This is a genomic window from Acidisoma sp., from assembly GCF_965199065.1.
In the GTDB taxonomy this organism is placed as follows: Bacteria; Pseudomonadota; Alphaproteobacteria; order Acetobacterales; family Acetobacteraceae; genus Acidisoma.
The window spans coordinates 1,277,797-1,296,376 of sequence record NZ_CBDAQN010000001.1; the positions used below are offsets into that span (position 1 = coordinate 1,277,797).

Annotated in this window: 15 protein-coding genes; 12 read left to right on the plus strand and 3 right to left on the minus strand. The window is 67.0% G+C overall.

The window, feature by feature from the left end:
- Positions 1 to 28: 28 nt before the first annotated feature.
- From ACOEQ1_RS05995 to ACOEQ1_RS06020, 6 genes are all read left to right on the plus strand, one after another.
- On the plus strand, positions 29 to 2,086 hold the full coding sequence (locus ACOEQ1_RS05995) for an FUSC family protein (protein ID WP_419758288.1): 2,058 nt from the start codon (positions 29 to 31) through the stop codon (positions 2,084 to 2,086).
- Entirely contained in the window at positions 2,087 to 2,284 is a 198-nt protein-coding gene (locus ACOEQ1_RS06000) for a DUF1656 domain-containing protein (protein WP_419758289.1), read from the plus strand.
- A gap of 10 nt (positions 2,285 to 2,294) precedes the next feature.
- Entirely contained in the window at positions 2,295 to 3,215 is a 921-nt protein-coding gene (locus ACOEQ1_RS06005; RefSeq protein WP_419758290.1) for an efflux RND transporter periplasmic adaptor subunit, read from the plus strand.
- A 64-nt stretch (positions 3,216 to 3,279) separates the two neighbouring features.
- Positions 3,280 to 4,725 carry an efflux transporter outer membrane subunit gene (locus ACOEQ1_RS06010; RefSeq protein ID WP_419758291.1) on the plus strand — a complete coding sequence of 482 codons (1,446 nt, stop codon included), beginning with the start codon at positions 3,280 to 3,282 and terminating at the stop codon, positions 4,723 to 4,725.
- Positions 4,726 to 6,123: an MFS transporter gene (locus ACOEQ1_RS06015; protein WP_419758292.1), complete on the plus strand. Its 1,398-nt coding sequence runs from the start codon at positions 4,726 to 4,728 to the stop codon at positions 6,121 to 6,123.
- Between the two features lie 183 nt (positions 6,124 to 6,306).
- Positions 6,307 to 9,204 carry a Hint domain-containing protein gene (locus ACOEQ1_RS06020; protein ID WP_419758293.1) on the plus strand — a complete coding sequence of 966 codons (2,898 nt, stop codon included), beginning with the start codon at positions 6,307 to 6,309 and terminating at the stop codon, positions 9,202 to 9,204.
- Here ACOEQ1_RS06020 and ACOEQ1_RS06025 read toward each other — a convergent pair.
- The gene (locus tag ACOEQ1_RS06025) at positions 9,162 to 10,409 is read right to left on the minus strand and encodes a class I SAM-dependent methyltransferase (protein ID WP_419758294.1); all 1,248 of its coding nucleotides are present in this window, start codon (positions 10,407 to 10,409) and stop codon (positions 9,162 to 9,164) included. The two genes, ACOEQ1_RS06020 and ACOEQ1_RS06025, sit on opposite strands and share 43 nt — an antisense overlap.
- Positions 10,410 to 10,508: 99 nt before the next feature.
- Between ACOEQ1_RS06025 and ACOEQ1_RS06030 the strand changes: the two genes are divergently transcribed.
- Positions 10,509 to 10,991 carry a hypothetical protein gene (locus ACOEQ1_RS06030; protein ID WP_419758295.1) on the plus strand — a complete coding sequence of 161 codons (483 nt, stop codon included), beginning with the start codon at positions 10,509 to 10,511 and terminating at the stop codon, positions 10,989 to 10,991.
- Positions 10,992 to 11,053: 62 nt separating this feature from the next.
- Positions 11,054 to 12,190 carry a 23S rRNA (adenine(2503)-C(2))-methyltransferase RlmN gene (gene rlmN / locus ACOEQ1_RS06035; protein WP_419758657.1) on the plus strand — a complete coding sequence of 379 codons (1,137 nt, stop codon included), beginning with the start codon at positions 11,054 to 11,056 and terminating at the stop codon, positions 12,188 to 12,190.
- A gap of 178 nt (positions 12,191 to 12,368) precedes the next feature.
- On the opposite strand, the gene ACOEQ1_RS06040 is transcribed toward rlmN, so the two are convergent.
- Together ACOEQ1_RS06040 and ACOEQ1_RS06045 are read right to left on the minus strand one after the other, a co-directional pair.
- Positions 12,369 to 13,124, minus strand: a complete 756-nt coding sequence (locus ACOEQ1_RS06040; protein WP_419758296.1) for a response regulator transcription factor — start codon at positions 13,122 to 13,124, stop codon at positions 12,369 to 12,371.
- A gap of 239 nt (positions 13,125 to 13,363) precedes the next feature.
- A complete protein-coding gene (locus ACOEQ1_RS06045) occupies positions 13,364 to 13,861 on the minus strand; it encodes a L,D-transpeptidase family protein (RefSeq protein ID WP_419758297.1) in 498 nt (165 codons plus the stop codon).
- Positions 13,862 to 14,070: 209 nt separating this feature from the next.
- On the opposite strand from ACOEQ1_RS06045, the gene ACOEQ1_RS06050 reads away from it, so the two are divergent.
- The 4 genes from ACOEQ1_RS06050 (at position 14,071) to ACOEQ1_RS06065 (ending at position 18,469) form a co-directional block, all read left to right on the plus strand.
- On the plus strand, positions 14,071 to 15,804 hold the full coding sequence (locus ACOEQ1_RS06050; RefSeq protein ID WP_419758298.1) for a protein kinase domain-containing protein: 1,734 nt from the start codon (positions 14,071 to 14,073) through the stop codon (positions 15,802 to 15,804).
- A gap of 61 nt (positions 15,805 to 15,865) precedes the next feature.
- Complete coding sequence (locus ACOEQ1_RS06055) at positions 15,866 to 16,405, plus strand: GtrA family protein (RefSeq protein WP_419758299.1); 540 nt, start codon at positions 15,866 to 15,868, stop codon at positions 16,403 to 16,405.
- 7 nt (positions 16,406 to 16,412) lie between these two features.
- Positions 16,413 to 17,429 (plus strand): glycosyltransferase, encoded by a 1,017-nt coding sequence (locus ACOEQ1_RS06060; protein WP_419758300.1) that lies wholly within the window; start codon positions 16,413 to 16,415, stop codon positions 17,427 to 17,429.
- Complete coding sequence (locus ACOEQ1_RS06065) at positions 17,426 to 18,469, plus strand: glycosyltransferase family 2 protein (RefSeq protein ID WP_419758301.1); 1,044 nt, start codon at positions 17,426 to 17,428, stop codon at positions 18,467 to 18,469. Before ACOEQ1_RS06060 ends, ACOEQ1_RS06065 begins: the two co-directional genes overlap by 4 nt.
- The last annotated feature ends 111 nt before the right edge of the window (positions 18,470 to 18,580 follow it).

An 18,580-nucleotide genomic window follows, 5' to 3' on the forward strand; every position in this document is an offset into this window, starting at 1 on the left:
GGCCTGGAGCGGTATCAAGGCCGCACTTATGCCTTCGCCGACCACTGCGTATGTCGCGCGGACGCTGCTGGCGATGGCGATCGCCCTCTACGCCGCGCTCTGGCTGCAGCTGTCGTCCCCGGCGTCGGCCGCCGTCACAGTCATGATCGTCGCCAACCCCTCCCGTGGCGGCATCGTCTCGAAGGGCCTGTGGCGTGTCTTCGGCACAATCACCGGCGCGGTCGCGGCTGTCGTCATCATGGCCTTGTTTCCGCAGCAGCCGATCCTGTTCATCCTCGCGTTCGGCTTCTGGCTCGGGCTCTGCACCTTTGCCTCCAGCATGTTCCGCCACTTCCGGGCCTATGCCGCAGTCCTCTCCGGATACACGGTCGCCCTCATCGCCGCCGGCGCGATCAGCTCGCCCGATCATGTCCTGGCCTTCGCACTTTCGCGGCTTGCCGTCGTGACGCTGGGCGTCGTCACCTCCACAGTCGTCACCATGATTTTCCAGCCGAGCGTCACCACCGACGCCATGCGGGTCCGGGCCCGCGCCGCCTTGCGTGGCGTCGCCAGCCTCCTGCTGAGCCGCGCGGCCGGCAATCCCATGGACGACGCAGCCTTCACCGCCGAGCGAACCCGGCTCGCGGGGGAGATCGAACGACTGGACGAGGTCGTCGAGTTTTCCGGCGTCGAGGCAACCGACGTGAACCGCCACGCGCCCAGTATCCGGCGCGGCCTCGCTGCTATGTACGCGGCCCTGCTCTCCGTCTCGGCTGCCGGGGCTTCGCTCTCGCGGCTGACCGAGCCGAGGGCCGGCCCGTTGCCCGAGGACCGGTCTGATGCGGAGGCGACCGAAGCCAGACGCGCGGTTGCCGGCCACGTGGTGGATGTCCTGCAGGCGGTCCAGCGATACGATCCGCAGGACGACCGGGCGCCGATGGCGATGGCGGAGCACCTGGCATCGATCGCCCGCGAGGTCACGGCACTCCAGGGCAATGCTCGCACGGTGGAGGAAGAGGCCACGCTGGCGCGCGTCCATCAGGAGTTGCAGCAGCTCTATGAAACCGTTGCACCCTTCGCCGCCTGGCGGGCGAACCAGGCGCCGTTCCACGGCTTGCGGCGCCTCCGCGCCTTCAAGGACTACGCGACGGCCGTGCGGAACGGCACACGCGGCATGATCGCCGTCGTGCTTGGGGGGCTTTTCTCCTACATCACCGCTTGGCCGTCCGGTCCGACGCTTCTCATCGTGCTCGCATCGGCTTGCGCTCTGCTGTCCGGCGCGCCGAGCGCCGCGGCGGCCAGCACGAACTTTGCGAAGGGCATCACCCTCTCGACGGTGATCGCGTTTGTCTGGGAGTTCGGCGTCCTGCCCGAGATTTCCGGCTACCCGCTGCTGTTCCTGACGATTGCACCCATCCTGGCCGTCGGCATCTACGCCAGCACCATCCCGAAATACTCTCTGCAGGCACTCGGCTTCGTCGTCTTTTTCATCACCCAGCTCGGCATCGCCAACGAGATGAGCTTCAACGTCGTGGCTTATCTCAATAACGGCATCGCGTTCTCGCTCGGAGCCTGGGTCACGGTCCTGGTGTTTCAGGTCATCCTGCCGCCGAACCCCATGCGGGACGCGAAAATCCTGACACGGCGCATCCGCAGATCCGTCGAACGCCTCATTCGAAGCGGTGGAGTCCACCGCGACCGTCTAGGCTGGCTCGTGACCCAGAACCAGGCCATGCAGCGCCTCTTCATGCGGCTGCAGGGGAACCCCGCGCTCCGGTCCCAGACGATCGGCGACTGCGGCGCGTTGCTCATGATCACGCAAGAGGCGCTGCGGCTGCACTCGTTACTCAGCGGCCTCAACCTCCCGAAGGCTGAAGCCGCCGAGGCGCAGGCGGCGCTGCACCGGCTCTGCCGCCTCCGCGAGCCGCGCCGGGCGGCAAACGCCGCGGACCGGGCGAGTGGAAGCCTGCTCGCCTTGGCCGGACGGTTCGAAGAGCCGCGCCCCGGGGTGCTCAGGGCCGCGGCAAGCTTCCGCACGATTTCGGCGCTGATGCCGCAGGCGGAACGCTTTCTGGCGCTGGAAGCGCCGCTCCGGGGAGGCGCTTGAGTGTTTACGGAAGCGCAACTTGCCGGGATTCTGTTCGCCCCCATCGTCCTCTATTGCGTGCTCGCCGCGATCGTCTTCGTGCCGATCCGGTTTGTGCTCGGGCGCCTGCGCATCTTCTCCGCCGTCTGGCACCCGGCCCTGTTCGAACTCTCGCTCTACCTGATCATCACCGGCGCCATCGTCTATCTGGCCGCCTGACCGGAAACCGATGACCGTCATTCTCCGCCTGATACGCTTTCTCATCACACTCGCCATCGTCGCGGTTGCGGTCTTCGTCGTCATCCAGCTCTGGGATGTCTATGTGCTGGCTCCCTGGACCAGGGACGGACGGGTCTTCGCGCAGACTGTCGTCGTCGCGCCCGAGGTATCGGGCACGGTCGTCTCCGTGCCGCTGAGCGACAACGAAACGGTCAAAAAAGGCGCTGTGCTGTTCCGGATCGATCCGCAGCGCTTCCAGATCGCGCTGGCCCAGGCCCAGGCCCAACTCGATGCCGCCAAGCTACAGCTCCAGGAACGGCAGGAAGACGTGGCCCGACGGCGCGGCCTCTCCGGCCTCATCTCGAAAGAGGATGTCGCCAACACCAGCATTGCCTCGGCTGTTGCGAACGCAAACTTGACCGGAGCGCAAGCGGCCGTCGACCTCGCCAACTACAATCTGGCGCGCACGACGCTCTATGCTCCGGTCACCGGCATCGTGACCCATCTGCGCCTGCAGACCGGCGACTACGCAACCGCCGGGCACCCATACGTCACACTGATCGACACCAACTCCTTCCAGGTGATCGCCTACTTCGAGGAGACCAAACTCGCCCATGTCCATGAGGGCGATCCCGCCAGCATGCGGCTGATGGGCTTCCCGCAGCGCCTGAAGGGCCATGTCGGCAGCATAGGACGCGGCATCAACGATCAGAACGATCAGGTCAATGAGCGCGGCCTGCCCGAAGTCGATCCGGTGTTCGACTGGGTCCGGCTGGCGCAACGCATTCCCGTCGACGTCGTCATCGACGAGGTGCCGCCGGGCGTGCTGCTTGCATCGGGGATGACCTGTTCGGTGAACGTGGGGCGCGAGGTGCCGGTCCAGAAAGGACTGGCGGGCGCCGTGCAGCGCTGGCTAGAGAACAATCTTTAAGATGGCCGGATGCTCGAGGAAGCCGTTCTTTTTACCAAAGAAGAGCCGGAAGATCTTTGTCAGCTTGCTCGGCGTCGCCGCGTTGGCGGGCTGCACCGTCGGCCCCAACTTCAGAAGCCCGAAGCTCGACCTGCCCGCCCAATTTACTGAACGTCCGGCGACACCAGCGGACATCGCTCTCAGCAACGCGGAACTGACCCGGTGGTGGACATCGTTCAATGATCCCACCCTCGACCGGCTGATCGACCAGGCCATCGCCGGCAGTCTCAACCTTCAGGCTGCTCGCCAGCGCCTGCTCCAGGCGCGTGAGGAGCGCATCGAAACGGCGGCGGGCGACTATCCCTCGGTGGATTTCGGCGGCGAGGTCGCCCGTTCCCGGGCCAGCACGACGGTGCAATATCCGCCCGGCTTCGGCAACTACCACTTCTACGAGCTGGGCTTCGACGCCAGCTGGGAACTGGACGTCTTCGGCGAGAACCGCCGCGAAACGGAGGAGGCCACCGCGCGCGTCGGCGCCTCCATCGCTGACCGGCGGGCCGTCCTCATCAGCCTGCTGTCGGAAGTCGCCGCCGATTACGCGGCGCTGCGCGCGGCCCAGGCGCGGCTCGCCATCGCCGAGGACAACGTGCGTACTGCGCAGCAGGTGGTGTCGCTCGCGGCACAGGAGGAAAGTCAGGGCGTCGGCACCACGCTGGAAACCATCCAGGCGCGGGCCCAGCTCGAACAGACGCAATCGACGCTGCCCGCGCTGCGGGCGCAGATTGCCGTGATGGCCCACGCCATCGCCGTGCTGCTGGGACGCTATCCGGGCGAGCTGGAGGCAATGCTCGACCGGCCGCAGCGGCTGATGCTGCCGCCGTCGACGATCCCGGACACGATCCCGTCCGAGGTGATCGCGAACCGGCCCGACGTGCACGAGGCGCTGCTCCAATATGCCGGCGCAAATGCCGAGATCGGCGTGCAGACGGCGGAGGAACTGCCGCATTTCTCGATCCCGCTCTCCATCACGCCGACGACAAGCCCGATCGGCGAACTGTTCGAGGGAGCGAGCCTGACCTACTCGCTGGCGCTGTCGGCAACGCAGCATATCTATCAAGGCGGCCGGTTGAACGCCCGGCTTCGCGCCGCACGAGACGCGGCGGAAGTGGCCCGGCTCAACTACAAGGAACAGGTGTTGGCAGCTTTGCAGCAGGTGGAGGACGCGCTCGTGCGCGTTCAGACGGAGCGCGAAACCAATCGCTCTCTGGTCTTGTCGGTGCGGGATGCGCGCACCGCGCTCAGTCAGTCGTCGCGGCTCTATAACGCGGGGCTCACCGACTTTCTCACCGTCCTGACCGATGAGCGGACCGTCTTCTCATCGCGCGACGCCCTGGCCGAGAGCGACCTTGCGCTCGTCGACGACTTCATCAGCCTTTACAAGGCACTGGGCGGCGGCTGGCAGACAATCGAGCTGGACCCGCCGTCTCCGGGAAACGCGCACGCAGGAACCCGCGCCGCGAGGAGCAGCTAGGTGGCGGCTTTCTCGATGGCGATCCCCCAGGACGGCCTGGCGCAGCCGCAGCGGGCCTGGGCGGTCGCCGCCGTGGCGCTCGGCCTCATCATGGCGGTGCTGGACGGCGCAATCGCCAACGTGGCGCTGCCGACCATCGCGGCGGACGTGCATGTCAGCCCGCACGACAGCGTCTCGATCATCAATGCCTACCAGATCGCCGTCATCGTGTTGCTGCTGCCGCTCGCGTCTCTCGGCGAAATCTACGGCTACAAACGGATCTTTCAGATCGGCGTGGTTGTCTTCACCTGCGCCTCGCTCGCCTGCGCGCTGTCCACGACGCTGGAGCAGCTGACGCTTGCCCGGGTCATCCAAGGATGCGGCGCCGCTGGGGAGATGAGCGTGACCGGCGCGCTCATCCGCTTTGCCTACCCAAGATCGCGGCTCGGTCAGGGGCTGGCGCTCAACGCGCTGGTGGTGGCGGGCTCCACGGCTGCCGCCCCCTCGATCGCCTCGGCCATTCTGGCCGTCGCCCATTGGGAGTGGCTTTTCGCGATCAACGTGCCGATCGGGCTGGTGTGTTTCGCCGTCGCCTGGCGCGCTCTGCCGCTCAGCCCGCTGTCGTCGATGCGGTTCGATTTCATCAGCGCCCTGCTCAGTGCCGCGACCTTCGGCGTCGGCATGGTCGGCATCATGGGGCTCACCCACGGGCGCGACCTGCCTCTGGCGGTCGGAGAGGTCGCGGTGGGCGTGGGCGCCGGCATTTTCCTTGTGCGGCGCCAGCTGTCGCGGAAGGAGCCGCTGCTGCCGATTGACCTGCTGCGCATCCCGCTGTTCCGCCTGTCGATCATGACCTCGATCTTCTCCTTCTGCGCGCAGATGTTGGCTTTCACCGCTATCCCATTCTTTGTGCAGGATAGTCTGGGCCGGAGTGAAGTCACGACCGGACTGCTCATGACGCCTTGGCCGCTCTTCGTGATGATGACCGCCCCCATCGCCGGTCGCCTGTCGGACCGGTTTCCGGCAGGTTTGCTGGGTGGCGTCGGCCTCGGCGTCTATGCGATCGGCCTGGGGCTGACGGCGCTGCTGCCGGCGCATCCGACCAACCTCGACATCGTCTGGCGTCTGGCCATCTGCGGCGCGGGCTTCGGACTGTTCCAATCGCCCAACAACCGGGCCATCATGGGCGCGGCGCCGCGCAACCGGAGCGGTGGCGCGAATGGCATGCTGGGCCTTGCGCGGCTGACCGGCCAGACTTTCGGCGCGACGATCGCGGCGCTCATCTTCAAGCTCTATCCGCATCATGGTCAGATGCCGGTCGCGATGGGAGTAGCCTGCGCGCTGGCCGTCATCGGCATGGTGCTGAGCCTGCTGCGGCTGCGCGTGGGCGCCCCGGCCACCAGTGCCGCGAGAAGCTGAGGCGGGCGGGCGGCGCGGGGCTGGAACGATTTTCAGCCGCGCAAGGCGGATTAGAAGGCCGAGCTTCACGAAGCCGCAACTGCTTGGCTTCCTCGCCTTAAGCAGCGCCAGGCCATCGTCCGGGTCCAGCCTTGGCTCAGGATCCACCTGAGCCGTACCCTGTGCTGCTGGACGGAGTGACGCATGTCCGGGCTCAAGGATTCCGCCGACGCTCTCGGCGCGGAGGTCGCGACCCAGCTTTACGGAGTGACGGGCGGCGGAATCAAGATCGGCATCATCTCCGACAGCTACGACGCGAACGGCGGCGCGGCGGCGAACGTCGCCTCCGGCAATCTGCCGCAGAACGTTGCTGTCGAGAGCGATAGCTTCACCGGAACCGACGAAGGCCAGGCGATGACGGAGCTGGCCTATCAGGTGGCGCCCGGCGCGTCCTACTACTTCGCGACCTGCGGCGACAGCCTCCAGAGTTTCGCCGCGGCGGTAACGACCCTGCAATCCGCAGGCTGCGCCGTCATCGTCGACGACGTGACGTTCCCATCCGAGGAGTCCTTCTACCAGACGGGAACCGTCCTCGACCTCGCGATCGAGGCCGCGGTTGCGGCCGGTGCGAACTACTTCACTGCAACAGGGAACGGGGGCGACGACTACGTCCAGCTCGGCTTCGCGCCCATCTCGGTGACGGTAGCCGGGATCAGTCCCTTCGCCTTGAACGCCGCGAACTTCGGGGCGACCGGCGCCTTCCAGGACATCGCGATAAGCTCCGGCGCCAACGTGACCATCGATCTCGAATGGGCCCAGCCCTTCGCGACGATCGGCGAGTTGAGCGGCGGCGCGCGGAACAGCCTGGCCTTCTACCTCATCAACAGCAGCGGCCGCGTCGTCGCCAGCTCGACGCAGGTCGTGCTCGGCGACAACCCTGTGCAGACCATCCAGTTCACCAACTACACCTCGTCGGCACAGTTCCGCCTGGTGGTGGTCGAGAACGGCGGCACGACACCCTCAGGACAAAGTTTTACGATCAGTGTCTTAGACAGTGCTCTTGCCACGCTTGAAGGGCCGGACGCGGGAACCGGCGCGGGCAGCGTGATGGGCCACGCTCTTATCTCCGGCGTGAACGCTGTGGGCGCCGTGACCTACAGCAACACCCCGGCGTTCGGCGCCTCTCCCGCACCTGCCTTCTACACCGCGACCGGAACAGGCACGATCCTCTACAATTCCCAGGGCCAGTTGCTTGCTACCCCTGCGAGCGCGAATGCGCCCGGCTTCCTGAGCGTTTCCGGTTCATCGACGACGGTCGCCGGTTTCGCGCCCTTCGCCGGCACATCCGCAGCAGCCCCAACTGCCGGCGCGGTTGGTGCACTCATGCTTCAGGCCAATGGAGCCCTCACCACCGTCGAGGTAACGGCGCTGCTGGATCAATCCGCGATCCCCGTCCCGAGCACGGTCGACGATGTCGGTGCCGGGCTGATCCAGGCCCGGGCCGCAGTCGAGCTATCGGTTTCGGCGGCGGGCACCCGCTGGTCCGCGGCCAGCGGCGGCAACTGGAGCAGCGCCGCCAACTGGTCGGCCGGAACGCTGCCCAGCGCGAACGGCGCCGTGATGCTCAGCAACGATCTCGGTGTGATCTCTGGCAGTTACGGCCTGACAGTGAACACGCCAAGCGCGACGGCAGGCGCTTTGACCCTGTCGGCGCCCGCGGGCCAGACGGTGACGCTCACGATCGGCGCCGGCGACGGGCTCGCGGTCGGCGGCCCGGCTGCGAACGACATCACCGCCGGCGACTTCCTGGTCGGCGTCGGCGGCACGCTCTCGATGAGCGGGGGCACGCTGAGTGTCAGCGGATCACTCAACTCCAATGCCGGAACCGTCGTCATGACCGGCGGCGAGGTGACCGCCGGCAACTACACGCAGGACGCGGGTGGGATGATCGTGACCGCCGGCACCGTCGGGCTCACCGGCGCGGTCGGTTTCGCGGAGACCGGCGGGCAAGTTTCCATCGGGACGCAAGGCGTCCTCGACACGACGGCGGTAAGCGTCTCGGCGGCGACTGTGACCGTCGCGGGGACGCTTGACGATCTCGGCATCCTCTCCACCGGCACTTCCGGGGGCATCGGGGTCATCAGCGTTGCATCGACGGGCTCGCTGAGCATCGGCGGCGCGGCCAGCGGCGTCGGGATCGCCTTCTCCGGCAATGGCGGGCTGCTGGACTTCACCTCTGACAGCGCGTCGGTGCTGACCGGCGGCCTGACCTCCATCATCTCCGGCTTCGACGACGGGTCGAGCGTCGTGGCGTTCGGCGCCCTCACCTACAACCCGCTCGACACCGCCAGCTATGCGAGCGGCACACTCACCATCCAGGACGGCTCCGTGGACCTCGCCACTTTGGCGCTCTCGGCGTCCGAGCAGTACGGCGGCTTCGACCTCATTGCGGGCACTGCGGACCGGCTGGAGGTCGTCGCACTGGCCTGCTTCGCGGCCGGCACCTGCCTGTGGACCGAGCGGGGAGCGGTCGCGGTCGAGACCCTCGCGGTGGGCGACCTCGTCATCACCGCCGATGGCGGGCTGGCGCCGATCACCTGGACCGGCCTGCGGCGCGTCGAATGCGGTCGCCACCGCGAACCCGCGGGCGTTCTGCCCGTCCGCATTTCGGCCCATGCCTTCGGGGACGGTCTGCCCGGGCGCGACCTGTTCCTCTCCCCGGACCATGCGGTTTACGCCGAGGGTGTCCTTATCCCGGTCAAGCACCTCATCGACGGCGCGCTGATCCGGCAAGTGACGGTGGCCCATGTGACCTATGTCCATATCGAACTGTCTCACCACCAATTGGTTTTGGCGGAGGGACTGCCGGTCGAAAGCTATCTCGATGCCGGCGATCGCGCCGGTTTCTCCGGGGGCCCCGTCGTCGCCTTGCATCCGGAGTGGGGAAAGCACCGGGGCGATGTGGCGATGTTCAGCGAGGCCCTCGCCTATGCGCCGCTACGCGTGACGGGAGCGGAGGTCGACCGCGTGCGGGCGAAGCTGGCCGTGCGCTGCCGTCATCAGTGCTTCGGCGGGGCCAGCAGCACCCGATTGACCGACTGAAGGGCGGCAAAGGTTTCAGCCCAGGCCCGGGCGAACTTCGCCTCCGGCATGCCGCGTCCTGCGAACAGGGAGCGGAGGCTCGCCACGCTGCGCTCGCCGTCGATCGCGTGCAGGATCGCAGTGCCCTCGGGGGGGAGGCGCAGCACCGCCCGCAAGCCGTCGAACAGGAAGGGTAGCGAGCCGTCGGGGAGGATGGACTTCGCCAGTTCCGCGCCCGGAACCTCGCGCATGACGGGCACCGCCTCGTCGGCAAAGGCATTGGCCATCGCCACCGGCTCGGCGGCGCGGCGGCAATAGGCGATGTGGACGCTCATGTTCGCGGTCAGCGCCTCGGCCAGCGCGGCCTGTGCGGTCGCGCCCAGGCTCGCGGCACGCGCCCGGAGCTTGGGCTCCGGCAGCCACGTGGCCGGGTCGTAGCGCATCGGCTCCATGAAGGCGGTGACCGCCATGCCGGCGCCCGCCAGCAAATCGGCGAAGGCGGTGACGGTGAAGGCGCGGTCACGCGGGTTGAGGAGCAGATCGTATAGCCCGGCGTCGCCGCCGGTGATGTGGTCGGTGAAGTTCCGGTTGAAACGCAGCCAGTTGCTCTCGGGCAGATGGCGCATCACCCGCCGTGCCACATCGAGCCGGGCCGCGGGCGGCTGATCGGCGGGCGCCAGCAAACTCAGCGCGTCCTGCACCATGTAGACGCCGGTGCGGCCATGAGGCGCATAGACCATGAGCCCCAAGCCGCCGCTGGGCGCGAGCACGGCGACGAGCGCCGCCAGCCCCTCGGCCGGCTCCGGCAGGTGGTGCAGCACGCCGCAGCAGTCGATGTAGTCGAACGGTCCAACCCCGAGCTGCGGCAGGTCGAGCAGCGAACCCTGTAGCCAGTCGATGTTGGTGAGGCCGCGCACCTCCGCCCGAGCGCGCGCCACCTTCAGGGCAGCGGCCGAGCGGTCGAGATAGGTGACGCGGCCCGGCCGCCCCGAGCGGGCCATGTGGGTCGCGAGCATGATGGTGCCATCGCCCGTGCCGCCGCCCGCGATGAGCGCTCGCAGAGGCCGCGATGTGGGCCGGTTGGCGCCGAAGACCCAATAGTCGATCTCCCGCAGATGCGAAGGGCTGCCGATGATGAGCCGCTTGGCCTCCTCGCGAGGGTCTCGCGCCGGATACGGATAGGCCTCGTACTGTGCCGCGAGGTGGGCATCTGCGTGATCGCTCATCGGGCCGCTTTAGCGGCTACCGGTGGCGCTGGCGAGACATGCGAGGAGACCTGCAACCTTCTCTTGCGCGAGGCCGCGGAGCTCCCTTATGCCACGCCAATGCATAGACTCCTTCTGACAACTTCCGCCCTGTTGGCACTGACACTGCCTGCCTTCGCGGCTGGCCCCACCTCCCTTGGGGTGTTCCAGGACTGGACCTCGGCCCAGTACGATGCTGGCGGCGCCCATGTGTGCTACGCCTTCACCCGGGCGATCGGCAGCGCCAAGACGCCGTCGGCGGCGATGATCATCGTCTCGGAACGGTCCACCTCCCGCGACGAGGTGGTTGTCCAGGCAACCGCGGCCTACCCGCCGAAAGCGGAGGTCGCCGTGCAGGTCGATCGCCAGCCGCCGATGTCCTTCTACACGGCCGCCAACCGCGCATTCTCCCGGGATGGCCGCGCCACGGTCATCGGCATGCAGAAGGGCGCGAGCGCCACCGCCACCTGGGATCGCAAGGGCGGCAAGGGCCATGAGAAATTCTCCCTCGCCGGCTTCAGCGCGGCGTACGGCGCCATCGTCCGCGCGTGCCCGGCCCGTTGAACGCGCTCATCCCCCGTATCGAGCTCCCGGCCGGCGAGTTCGCCGGCGACGCCGCCCGCATCATGGCGAAAGCCGCATTGTTCGCGCCTCCGCCGGCGCGGCTGGCGGATGGCAGGCGCGACCTTGTCGGCCTGACGCGCGAGGAGCTGGCGGCCGAGGTCGCAGGCATCGGCGAAGCGCCGTTCCGGGCCAAGCAGATCTGGCACTGGATCTACCACCAGGGGGAAACCGACTTCGCGCGCATGACGACCATGGCCAAGCCCATGCGGGACAAGCTGGCGGAGAACTTCGTCGTCGGCAGGCCCGAAACGGTGGTGGCTCAGACGAGCACCGACGAGACACGGAAATTCCTCTTCCGGTTCCGTGACGGCCAGGAGGCCGAGACCGTCTATATTCCCGACCCGGAGGAGGATCGCGGCGCCGTCTGCCTATCCTCCCAGGTCGGCTGCACCCTCTCCTGCACCTTCTGCCATACGGGCACGCAGCGGCTCATGCGCAACCTGGGCGCGGCGGAGATCGTCGGTCAGTTCATGGCGGCGCGGGATAGCTATGGCGAGTGGCCCAGCCCCAAGGGCGAGACCCCGCGCCTGCTCTCGACCATCGTGCTGATGGGCATGGGCGAGCCCCTCTATAACTACGACAATGTCGCCCGCGCGATGCGTATCGTCATGGACGGCGAAGGGATCGCTCTCTCCCGCCGCCGCATCACCCTCTCCACCAGCGGCGTCGTGCCGATGATGGACAGGGCTGGCACCGAACTCGGCGTCAATCTCGCCGTATCGCTCCATGCCGTGCGGGACGAGCTGCGCGACGAGTTGGTGCCGCTCAACCGGAAATACCCGATCGCCGAGCTCATTGCCGCCTGCCGGCGCTACCCGGCAGCCTCTAACGCCCGGCGCATCACCTTCGAATACGTCATGCTGAAGGGCGTCAATGACAGCGAGGCGGATGCGCGCCTGTTGGTCGAGTTGATCGCCGGGCTTCCGGCCAAGGTGAACCTCATTCCGTTCAACCCCTGGCCGGGCAGCGCCTACGAGACAAGCACACCAACGGCGATACGGCGCTTTGCAGCAATCGTCATGGATGCGGGATATGCGGCTCCAGTTCGCACCCCACGCGGGCAAGACATTCTGGCCGCCTGCGGGCAGCTCAAAACCGAGACAGTTCTGGCAAGGCACGCTCAAAAAACGTCTGGCTAATCAGAGCAAAATAACATCGGTCGTCCAGCTTGGGCGACCCGACGCGTCACCAGCCGCACGGGCAGCTAAAAATACGAAACGGTGTCAAAACGAGGCTGGTCGTCCAGCTGCTGCTTGGCAACGTTTTCGCCACGATCCAGGCGGTTACGGATCGTGGCTAGAGGCGACGTGAGCGTCGTCAGCTCGCCTTCGGGTCGAGGCGGTAGCCGCCGGCCTCGGTGATCAGCAGTTGCGAATGCGATGGATCGGGCTCGATCTTCTGCCGGAGACGGTAAATATGAGTCTCCAGCGTATGAGTCGTTACCGCTGCGTTGTAGCCCCAGACCTCGTTGAGCAGAACCTGCCGCGGAACCGGCTTCGCACCGGCGCGATACAGGAACTTCAGGATCGCGGCCTCTTTCTCGGTCAACCGGATCCGGCGGTTCTTGACCGGCTCCTGCAACAGCTTGGTCGCGGGCCTGAACACATACGGCCCGATCGTGAAGACCGCGTCCTCGCTGTTCTCGAACATGCGGAGCTGGGCGCGCAGACGTGCCATCAGTTCCGACAGGCGGAAGGGCTTCGAGACATAGTCGTTCGCGCCGGAGTCGAGACCGCGGACGACATCGGTTTCCTCGGCCGATCCGGTCAGCATGATGATGGGCATCTTTAGCCCGCGCGCCCGCAACTTCGTGCAAAAGTCACGGCCGTCACCGTCCGGCAGGCTCACATCCAGGATGATGGCGTCGAACCTCATGCCCGGCTTGCCGAGCTCCGCCTCGGCCTCGCCGACCGTTGCCGCCTCGGTCGCCGAAAACTCGCCGTCCACAACAAGCTGCTCGGCCAGCGTCGACCGCAGCGCCAAGTCGTCATCGACGATGAGTATCGGCCGCTCGTCTCCGCTTGGCTTATCTGCCACCTTCGTCCTCTCATTCAGCGTCTGCACATCCGCCATCCGCCAACTCCATCCACTCAATATCCGCAAACTTCAACAGGTTCATCCAAAGACGCGGCCGTTCCGATGTCCAGACCGTTATTTCGCCAGGCATGCCCGTTCCGAGAGTTCAAACGATATAGGAGCGCTCACGGGCTTTACTATGCTTTAACAAGTAATTCGGCGCCGAAACCAGTGCGGTTACGGCATGCGGTTTTTCAGCCTGTGGCGCACTCGGTTTGCTCGCGCCGAAGCCAGCATCAGCCGCCGATCACCTCGACCCCGGTCATCCCCTTCGACAGAACCTCCCGCAGATGGTCGATTTCGAGCGCTATGCAACCCGCCGTGGGCGCCCGAGAAGCCGTCGCAAGGTGAAGAAATATTGCCGAACCGCGGTCGCGAATCGGTGGTGCATCGTTCCAGCCCAAGACGCCTATCACGTCATAAACCGCATCCGCGCGCCACAGTTCTTCGTGCCGGCCCGGATAGGGCAGGCGAACCGGACGATTATATTCGGCGTCGCGCGGATCGTCGCACCATCCGTCGTTCTGGCTGAGCGGCTCGATGGGGCAGGTCGCGAGCGGCGGCGGCACCCTGTCGGCGCGGTAAAGAACGCGCCGCAGAGGCAACACGCCGGCGGGCGTCGCCTCGTCACCCTCGATCTTGTGGCGCGAAATGCCGCCACGGCCGAAACAGGCCGGAAAGCGGTCCGCACCGAACCTGAGGAAACCGTCTGCCGTGAGAATCGCAAGGACCATGAGCTACCGTAGATGGGTCCGACCTCAGGCTGGAAGCACATCCTGCGCCGGCACCCGGAATAACCACGATTATCACGATCAGACAATAGTTTCAGTTACGGCACAAGTCAGCTCGTGCTGTTCGCGCGCAGGCGCAATAACTTCCCGCCGGGATCATTACTTGTGGATGCGGCGCTCGCCGGATACGCATGCTTCAGCCAGGGAACCCGATGGATCAGTTCGACGGCAACAGCGCCGCAGTCACCGCCGCAGGCTGGCATCTGGTCCGTGCCGTCCGGCTTGCACCCGGCGCGGAGGCGGCGCTGACAAGCGGGCCAGCGGATGGCGAGACGCTCGCTGCTAACCCCCGCGGCCTTCTGGGCGCCGTTGCGCGCACGGAGGAAGAGCCGGCCGAGGCGGGCGGCACCGGCAATCCGGCGGTCGTTGCGATGCACGGGCTCATCGACGGCCTCTACAACGCCCGGCCAACGCTTGGACGCGCCCAGGCGCTGACGCAGGCCCTCCTCGCCATCAACAGCTGGATGTTCGCGCGCCATGGCAGGGACGGCCTGGGTGCCGGACCCGCGGCCTCGCTTTCTACCATCGTCTTCAGCGGAACGCGCGTAGGGCTGGTGCAGATCGGCAGCGGCATGATCCTGCGCCTGCGCGCCGGCGAACTCAGCCGGCTGACCGAGCCGCAGTTGAGGCGAATGCCCGGCGGCAGCCTCGGGGCAAGGCGCACGCTTGGCAGCGACAGCCGGCTGCTGCTCGATTACCTCGAAGAACCGGTCCTGGCGGGAGACCGGTATATCCTGCTCAGCGACATCCGCCGCAGGTCCGCGCCGGGATCGATGGAAGAGACGGTTCTCGACGAGCGCGCGCTGGCCGCCGTCTGCGCCCAGGCCCAGCCAGCGGCGGCACTTGCCGGCGCGCTGTCGGTCTTCCCCGCAACCGGCCCGGCCGCGCCCCCCGAGCGGGCGGCACTCGTCATCGACGTGATCGGCCTGCCGGCGCCGACTGCGGGGTCCGCCGAGACGAGCCTCGCCGACCTGCCGCTGGCGCCGGTGCCGCAGGAGGGCGAGAACCGGGATGGGTATCTCATCGGCCGCACGCTCCACCGCGGCGCCTACACGCTGCTCAAATACGCGACCGACAGCCGCACACGCGAACAGGTGGTGCTGAAGTTCCCCCTGCCCGCCATGCTGAACGACCGCGTCTTCCGGGCCGGGTTCGCGCGCGAGACATGGATCGGCCATACCATCCGCAGCCCGGTGATCGCCCGCATCATCGAGCCCGAACCCGGCCGGCGCTCCAGCCTCTACATCGTCATGCCCCACTACCGGGGCGAAACGCTGGAGGCGCGGATCGCCCGCGAACCCCGCTTCTCGGTCGGCGAGATTGCGGCGATCGCGCTGCCGCTATGCCAGGCGGTCGAGGATCTGCGCGCGGTCGAGGTACTGCACCGCGACCTCAAGCCCGAAAACGTCATGCTCACGACCGGTGGAGGCCTTCGCCTGCTCGACCTCGGGCTCGCCTATCTGGCCGGCGTCGAGGATGCAGGCGACCAGGGCCTCGCCGGCACCATCCGTTACATGGCGCCGGAGTTGCTGCGCGGCAGGATGCCGGATGACCGGACCGAGGTGTACGCGCTTGGGGTCATCCTCTACCGGCTGGCCGTTCTGGGGCGCTTCCCCCGGCCCGGCGCGGATGTGGCGGGCGCGTTGCGGCAGGCGCGGCCGGACATCCCTCCGGCGCTTGCGGCCACGATCGCCGCCGCGGTCGACCAGGACCCCGGCAAACGGCCGATGCACGCCGAGTTGCTGGCCGAAGCGGTGTCGGGGGCGCTGCAGAACGGCGCCGGCAACCGCGTCTCGCCGCGCCGGTTCGCGAGCCCTCTGGTGGTCTGGCGCAGCTTGGCACTGGCATTGGGGCTAGCCCTTTTGATGGCGCTCGCGCTGCGGTAGCGGGGGCATTTCGGCATCGCTACCCCGGTGCTTGAGTGGTAAGACCTTTTTAAGGAAGCCGATGACGAGAGACCGCCCTGTGTCAGAGCCTGCCGCGAATGTTGCCGTTTTGACCGACGCCTCGCTTGAGCCGCCCGTGGTGGCCGAGCGTGCGACCCCGGCTGGCCGCGCCACTCTGCGGCGCATCGCGATGGAGCAGATCGAGGCCTACCGCCCGCTGGCAATGCAGCTGGTCAAGTTCGGCATGGTCGGGACCGTCGGCTTCGTTGTCGACAACGCCTTCGTCTACACGGCGCATTTCGTTTTCGGCGTGGGACTGATCCTGGCCGGCATCCTGTCCTTTTTCGTGGCCGGCAGCTCCAACTGGTTCCTCAACCGGATGTGGACCTTCCGCGGCGCCAGCCAGGGCCGTTTGCACTACGAATGGCTGCGATACCTCGCCACCAATGCGGCTGGCTTCGTCCTCAACCGCGGCGTCTATATCGCCCTGATCGCCTCCTCGGCGCCTTGCCGCCTCCATCCGGTGCTGGCGCTCGCCGCCGGGTCGGTCGCCGGACTGGGCGTGAACTTCGTGATGTCCCGCCGGATTGTCTTTCGGTGACCGGGCGGTGAGCGGCCCCGCTTTGCTGATGGACGGCGCACTGCCGCCGCCGGGCCAAGCCTACGACGAGGCGGCCGGCAGAAAGGGGAGCCTTGCGGGCCTGCGGATCGCCGTGCTGATCCCGTGCCGGGACGAGGCCGTCACCATCGGCAATGTCGTGAGCGACTTCCGCCACGCCCTGCCGGAGGCACGCATCTACGTCTATGACAACAACTCGATGGATGACACGGCTGTGCTCGCCGCTCAGGCCGGGGCCACCGTGCGGCACGAGAGACGCCAGGGCAAAGGCCACGTCGTGCGCCGGATGTTCGCCGACATCGAGGCCGACGTCTACGTTCTGGTCGATGGCGACGGAACGTATGATCCGGTGGACGCGCCGACCATGGTCCGTCTGCTCGCCAACCAGCAGCTCGACATGGTGACCGGTGCGCGGGTCGATACGTCCCGCGGGAGTTACCGGCGCGGTCATCGCCTCGGCAACCGGGTGCTGACCGGCATCGTCCGCAATATCTTCGGCGATTTCACCAGCGACATGCTGTCCGGCTACCGGGTCTTCAGCCGGCGGTTCGTGAAGTCCTTCCCGGCACTGTCGGTGGGCTTCGAGACGGAGACGGAATTCACCGTCCACGCTCTGGAACTGGGCATGCCGGTGGGTGAACTCCGCACGCGCTACCAGGAGCGGCAGCAGGGGTCGGCTTCCAAACTGCACACCTACCGGGACGGCATCCGCATCCTGCGCACCATCCTCAACCTGGTGAAGGAGGAACGGCCGCTGCTGTTCTTCTCCTGCATCGGCGCGGTCCTGGTGCTCATCGCCGTGGGCCTCGGCCTTCCGCTGGTGTCGTTCTTTCTCAAAACCGGCCGGGTGCCGCGCCTGCCAACGGCGGTGCTCTCGGTCACCTTCGTCATCCTCGGCTGGTTGTCGTTCTTCTGCGGCCTGATCCTGGACAGCCTGGCTCGTGGCCGGAAGGAGACCAAGCGCATCGCCTACCTCTCGTTGCGGGCGATCTCACCGATTTCATGAGCGGCCACGCCGTGGCAGGCGGGCATCTAGCGGGCAAACCGGCGCCCGCCGGCGATTACGATGCCGATATCCTGATCCTGAGCCTCGACCGCGTCGCGGAAACCGAGGCGGCTATCCAGTCGGTTCTTGGGCAGACCGGCTTGAGCAGGCATCTCATCGTCTTCGACCAGGGCTCTTCGGAAGCCACGCTCGCCCGCCTTCGTGCTGTGATAGAGCCACACGAGAATGCGCAGCTGACCTCAGCCGGCGGCAACCTTGGCGTCGCCGAGGGCCGCAACCGCGCCGCCGCCCTCGGGCATGGCCGGATGCTGATCGCGCTCGACAACGACGCGGTGTTTGCAGACAGCTCGACCGCCGCCCGCGCCGTCGCCCTGCTGGACGAACAGCCGCAGCTGGCGGCCCTTGGCTTTCGGATCATGAACGGTGACGGCAGCGACGAGGACCATGCCTCCTGGGGCTATCCCGAGGCCTTGCGGCCCCGCGCCGCGGACCGCTTCGCGAGCGCCACCTTCGTCGGCGCCGGGCATGCAATCCGGCGGGCCACATGGGACGCCGTCGGCGGCTACGACTCGGCGTTGTTTTTCACCTGGGAGGAATATGACTTCGCACTCCGCGCGATCGATCAGGGATGGCAGCTGCTCCATGCCGGCGATATCGCGGTTCATCACAAGCTCGCGAGCGAAGGCCGGCTCGACTGGTCGGGACGGCGGTGGTTCCTGTTCATCCGCAACCGCCTCTACATCGCACGCAAATGGCGTACTCCACTTCCCGCGCTCCTTGCCCGCGCTGCAGCCTATTGTCTCAAAAGTATGAGGCTGGGGCTCACGCGCCAGGCATGGCTGGCCGTTACGGCATCGTTCCAGATGCCGCTTTCGGTGCCGCCTCGGCGGATGAGCGCCGGGGGGCGCGCCTACCTGGGCGTCAACGATACAGCCTGGCGCGGCGGGTTCTGGTTCCGGTTTCGCGCCGAAGTCGCGACTGGACTGCCATCAACCCGTCAGAGACAAATGCGTAACACCCCCGTTACAACTCCGCCGTAGAGCGTGACCGCGTCAGGCCTAAACAGCCAAGGCTGAAACCTGAGACGTGGGCAGGCTGTTCATTGCCGGTAGCGGCAATGTTTACCGCTTGAGGTGCATCCAGGAACGGCG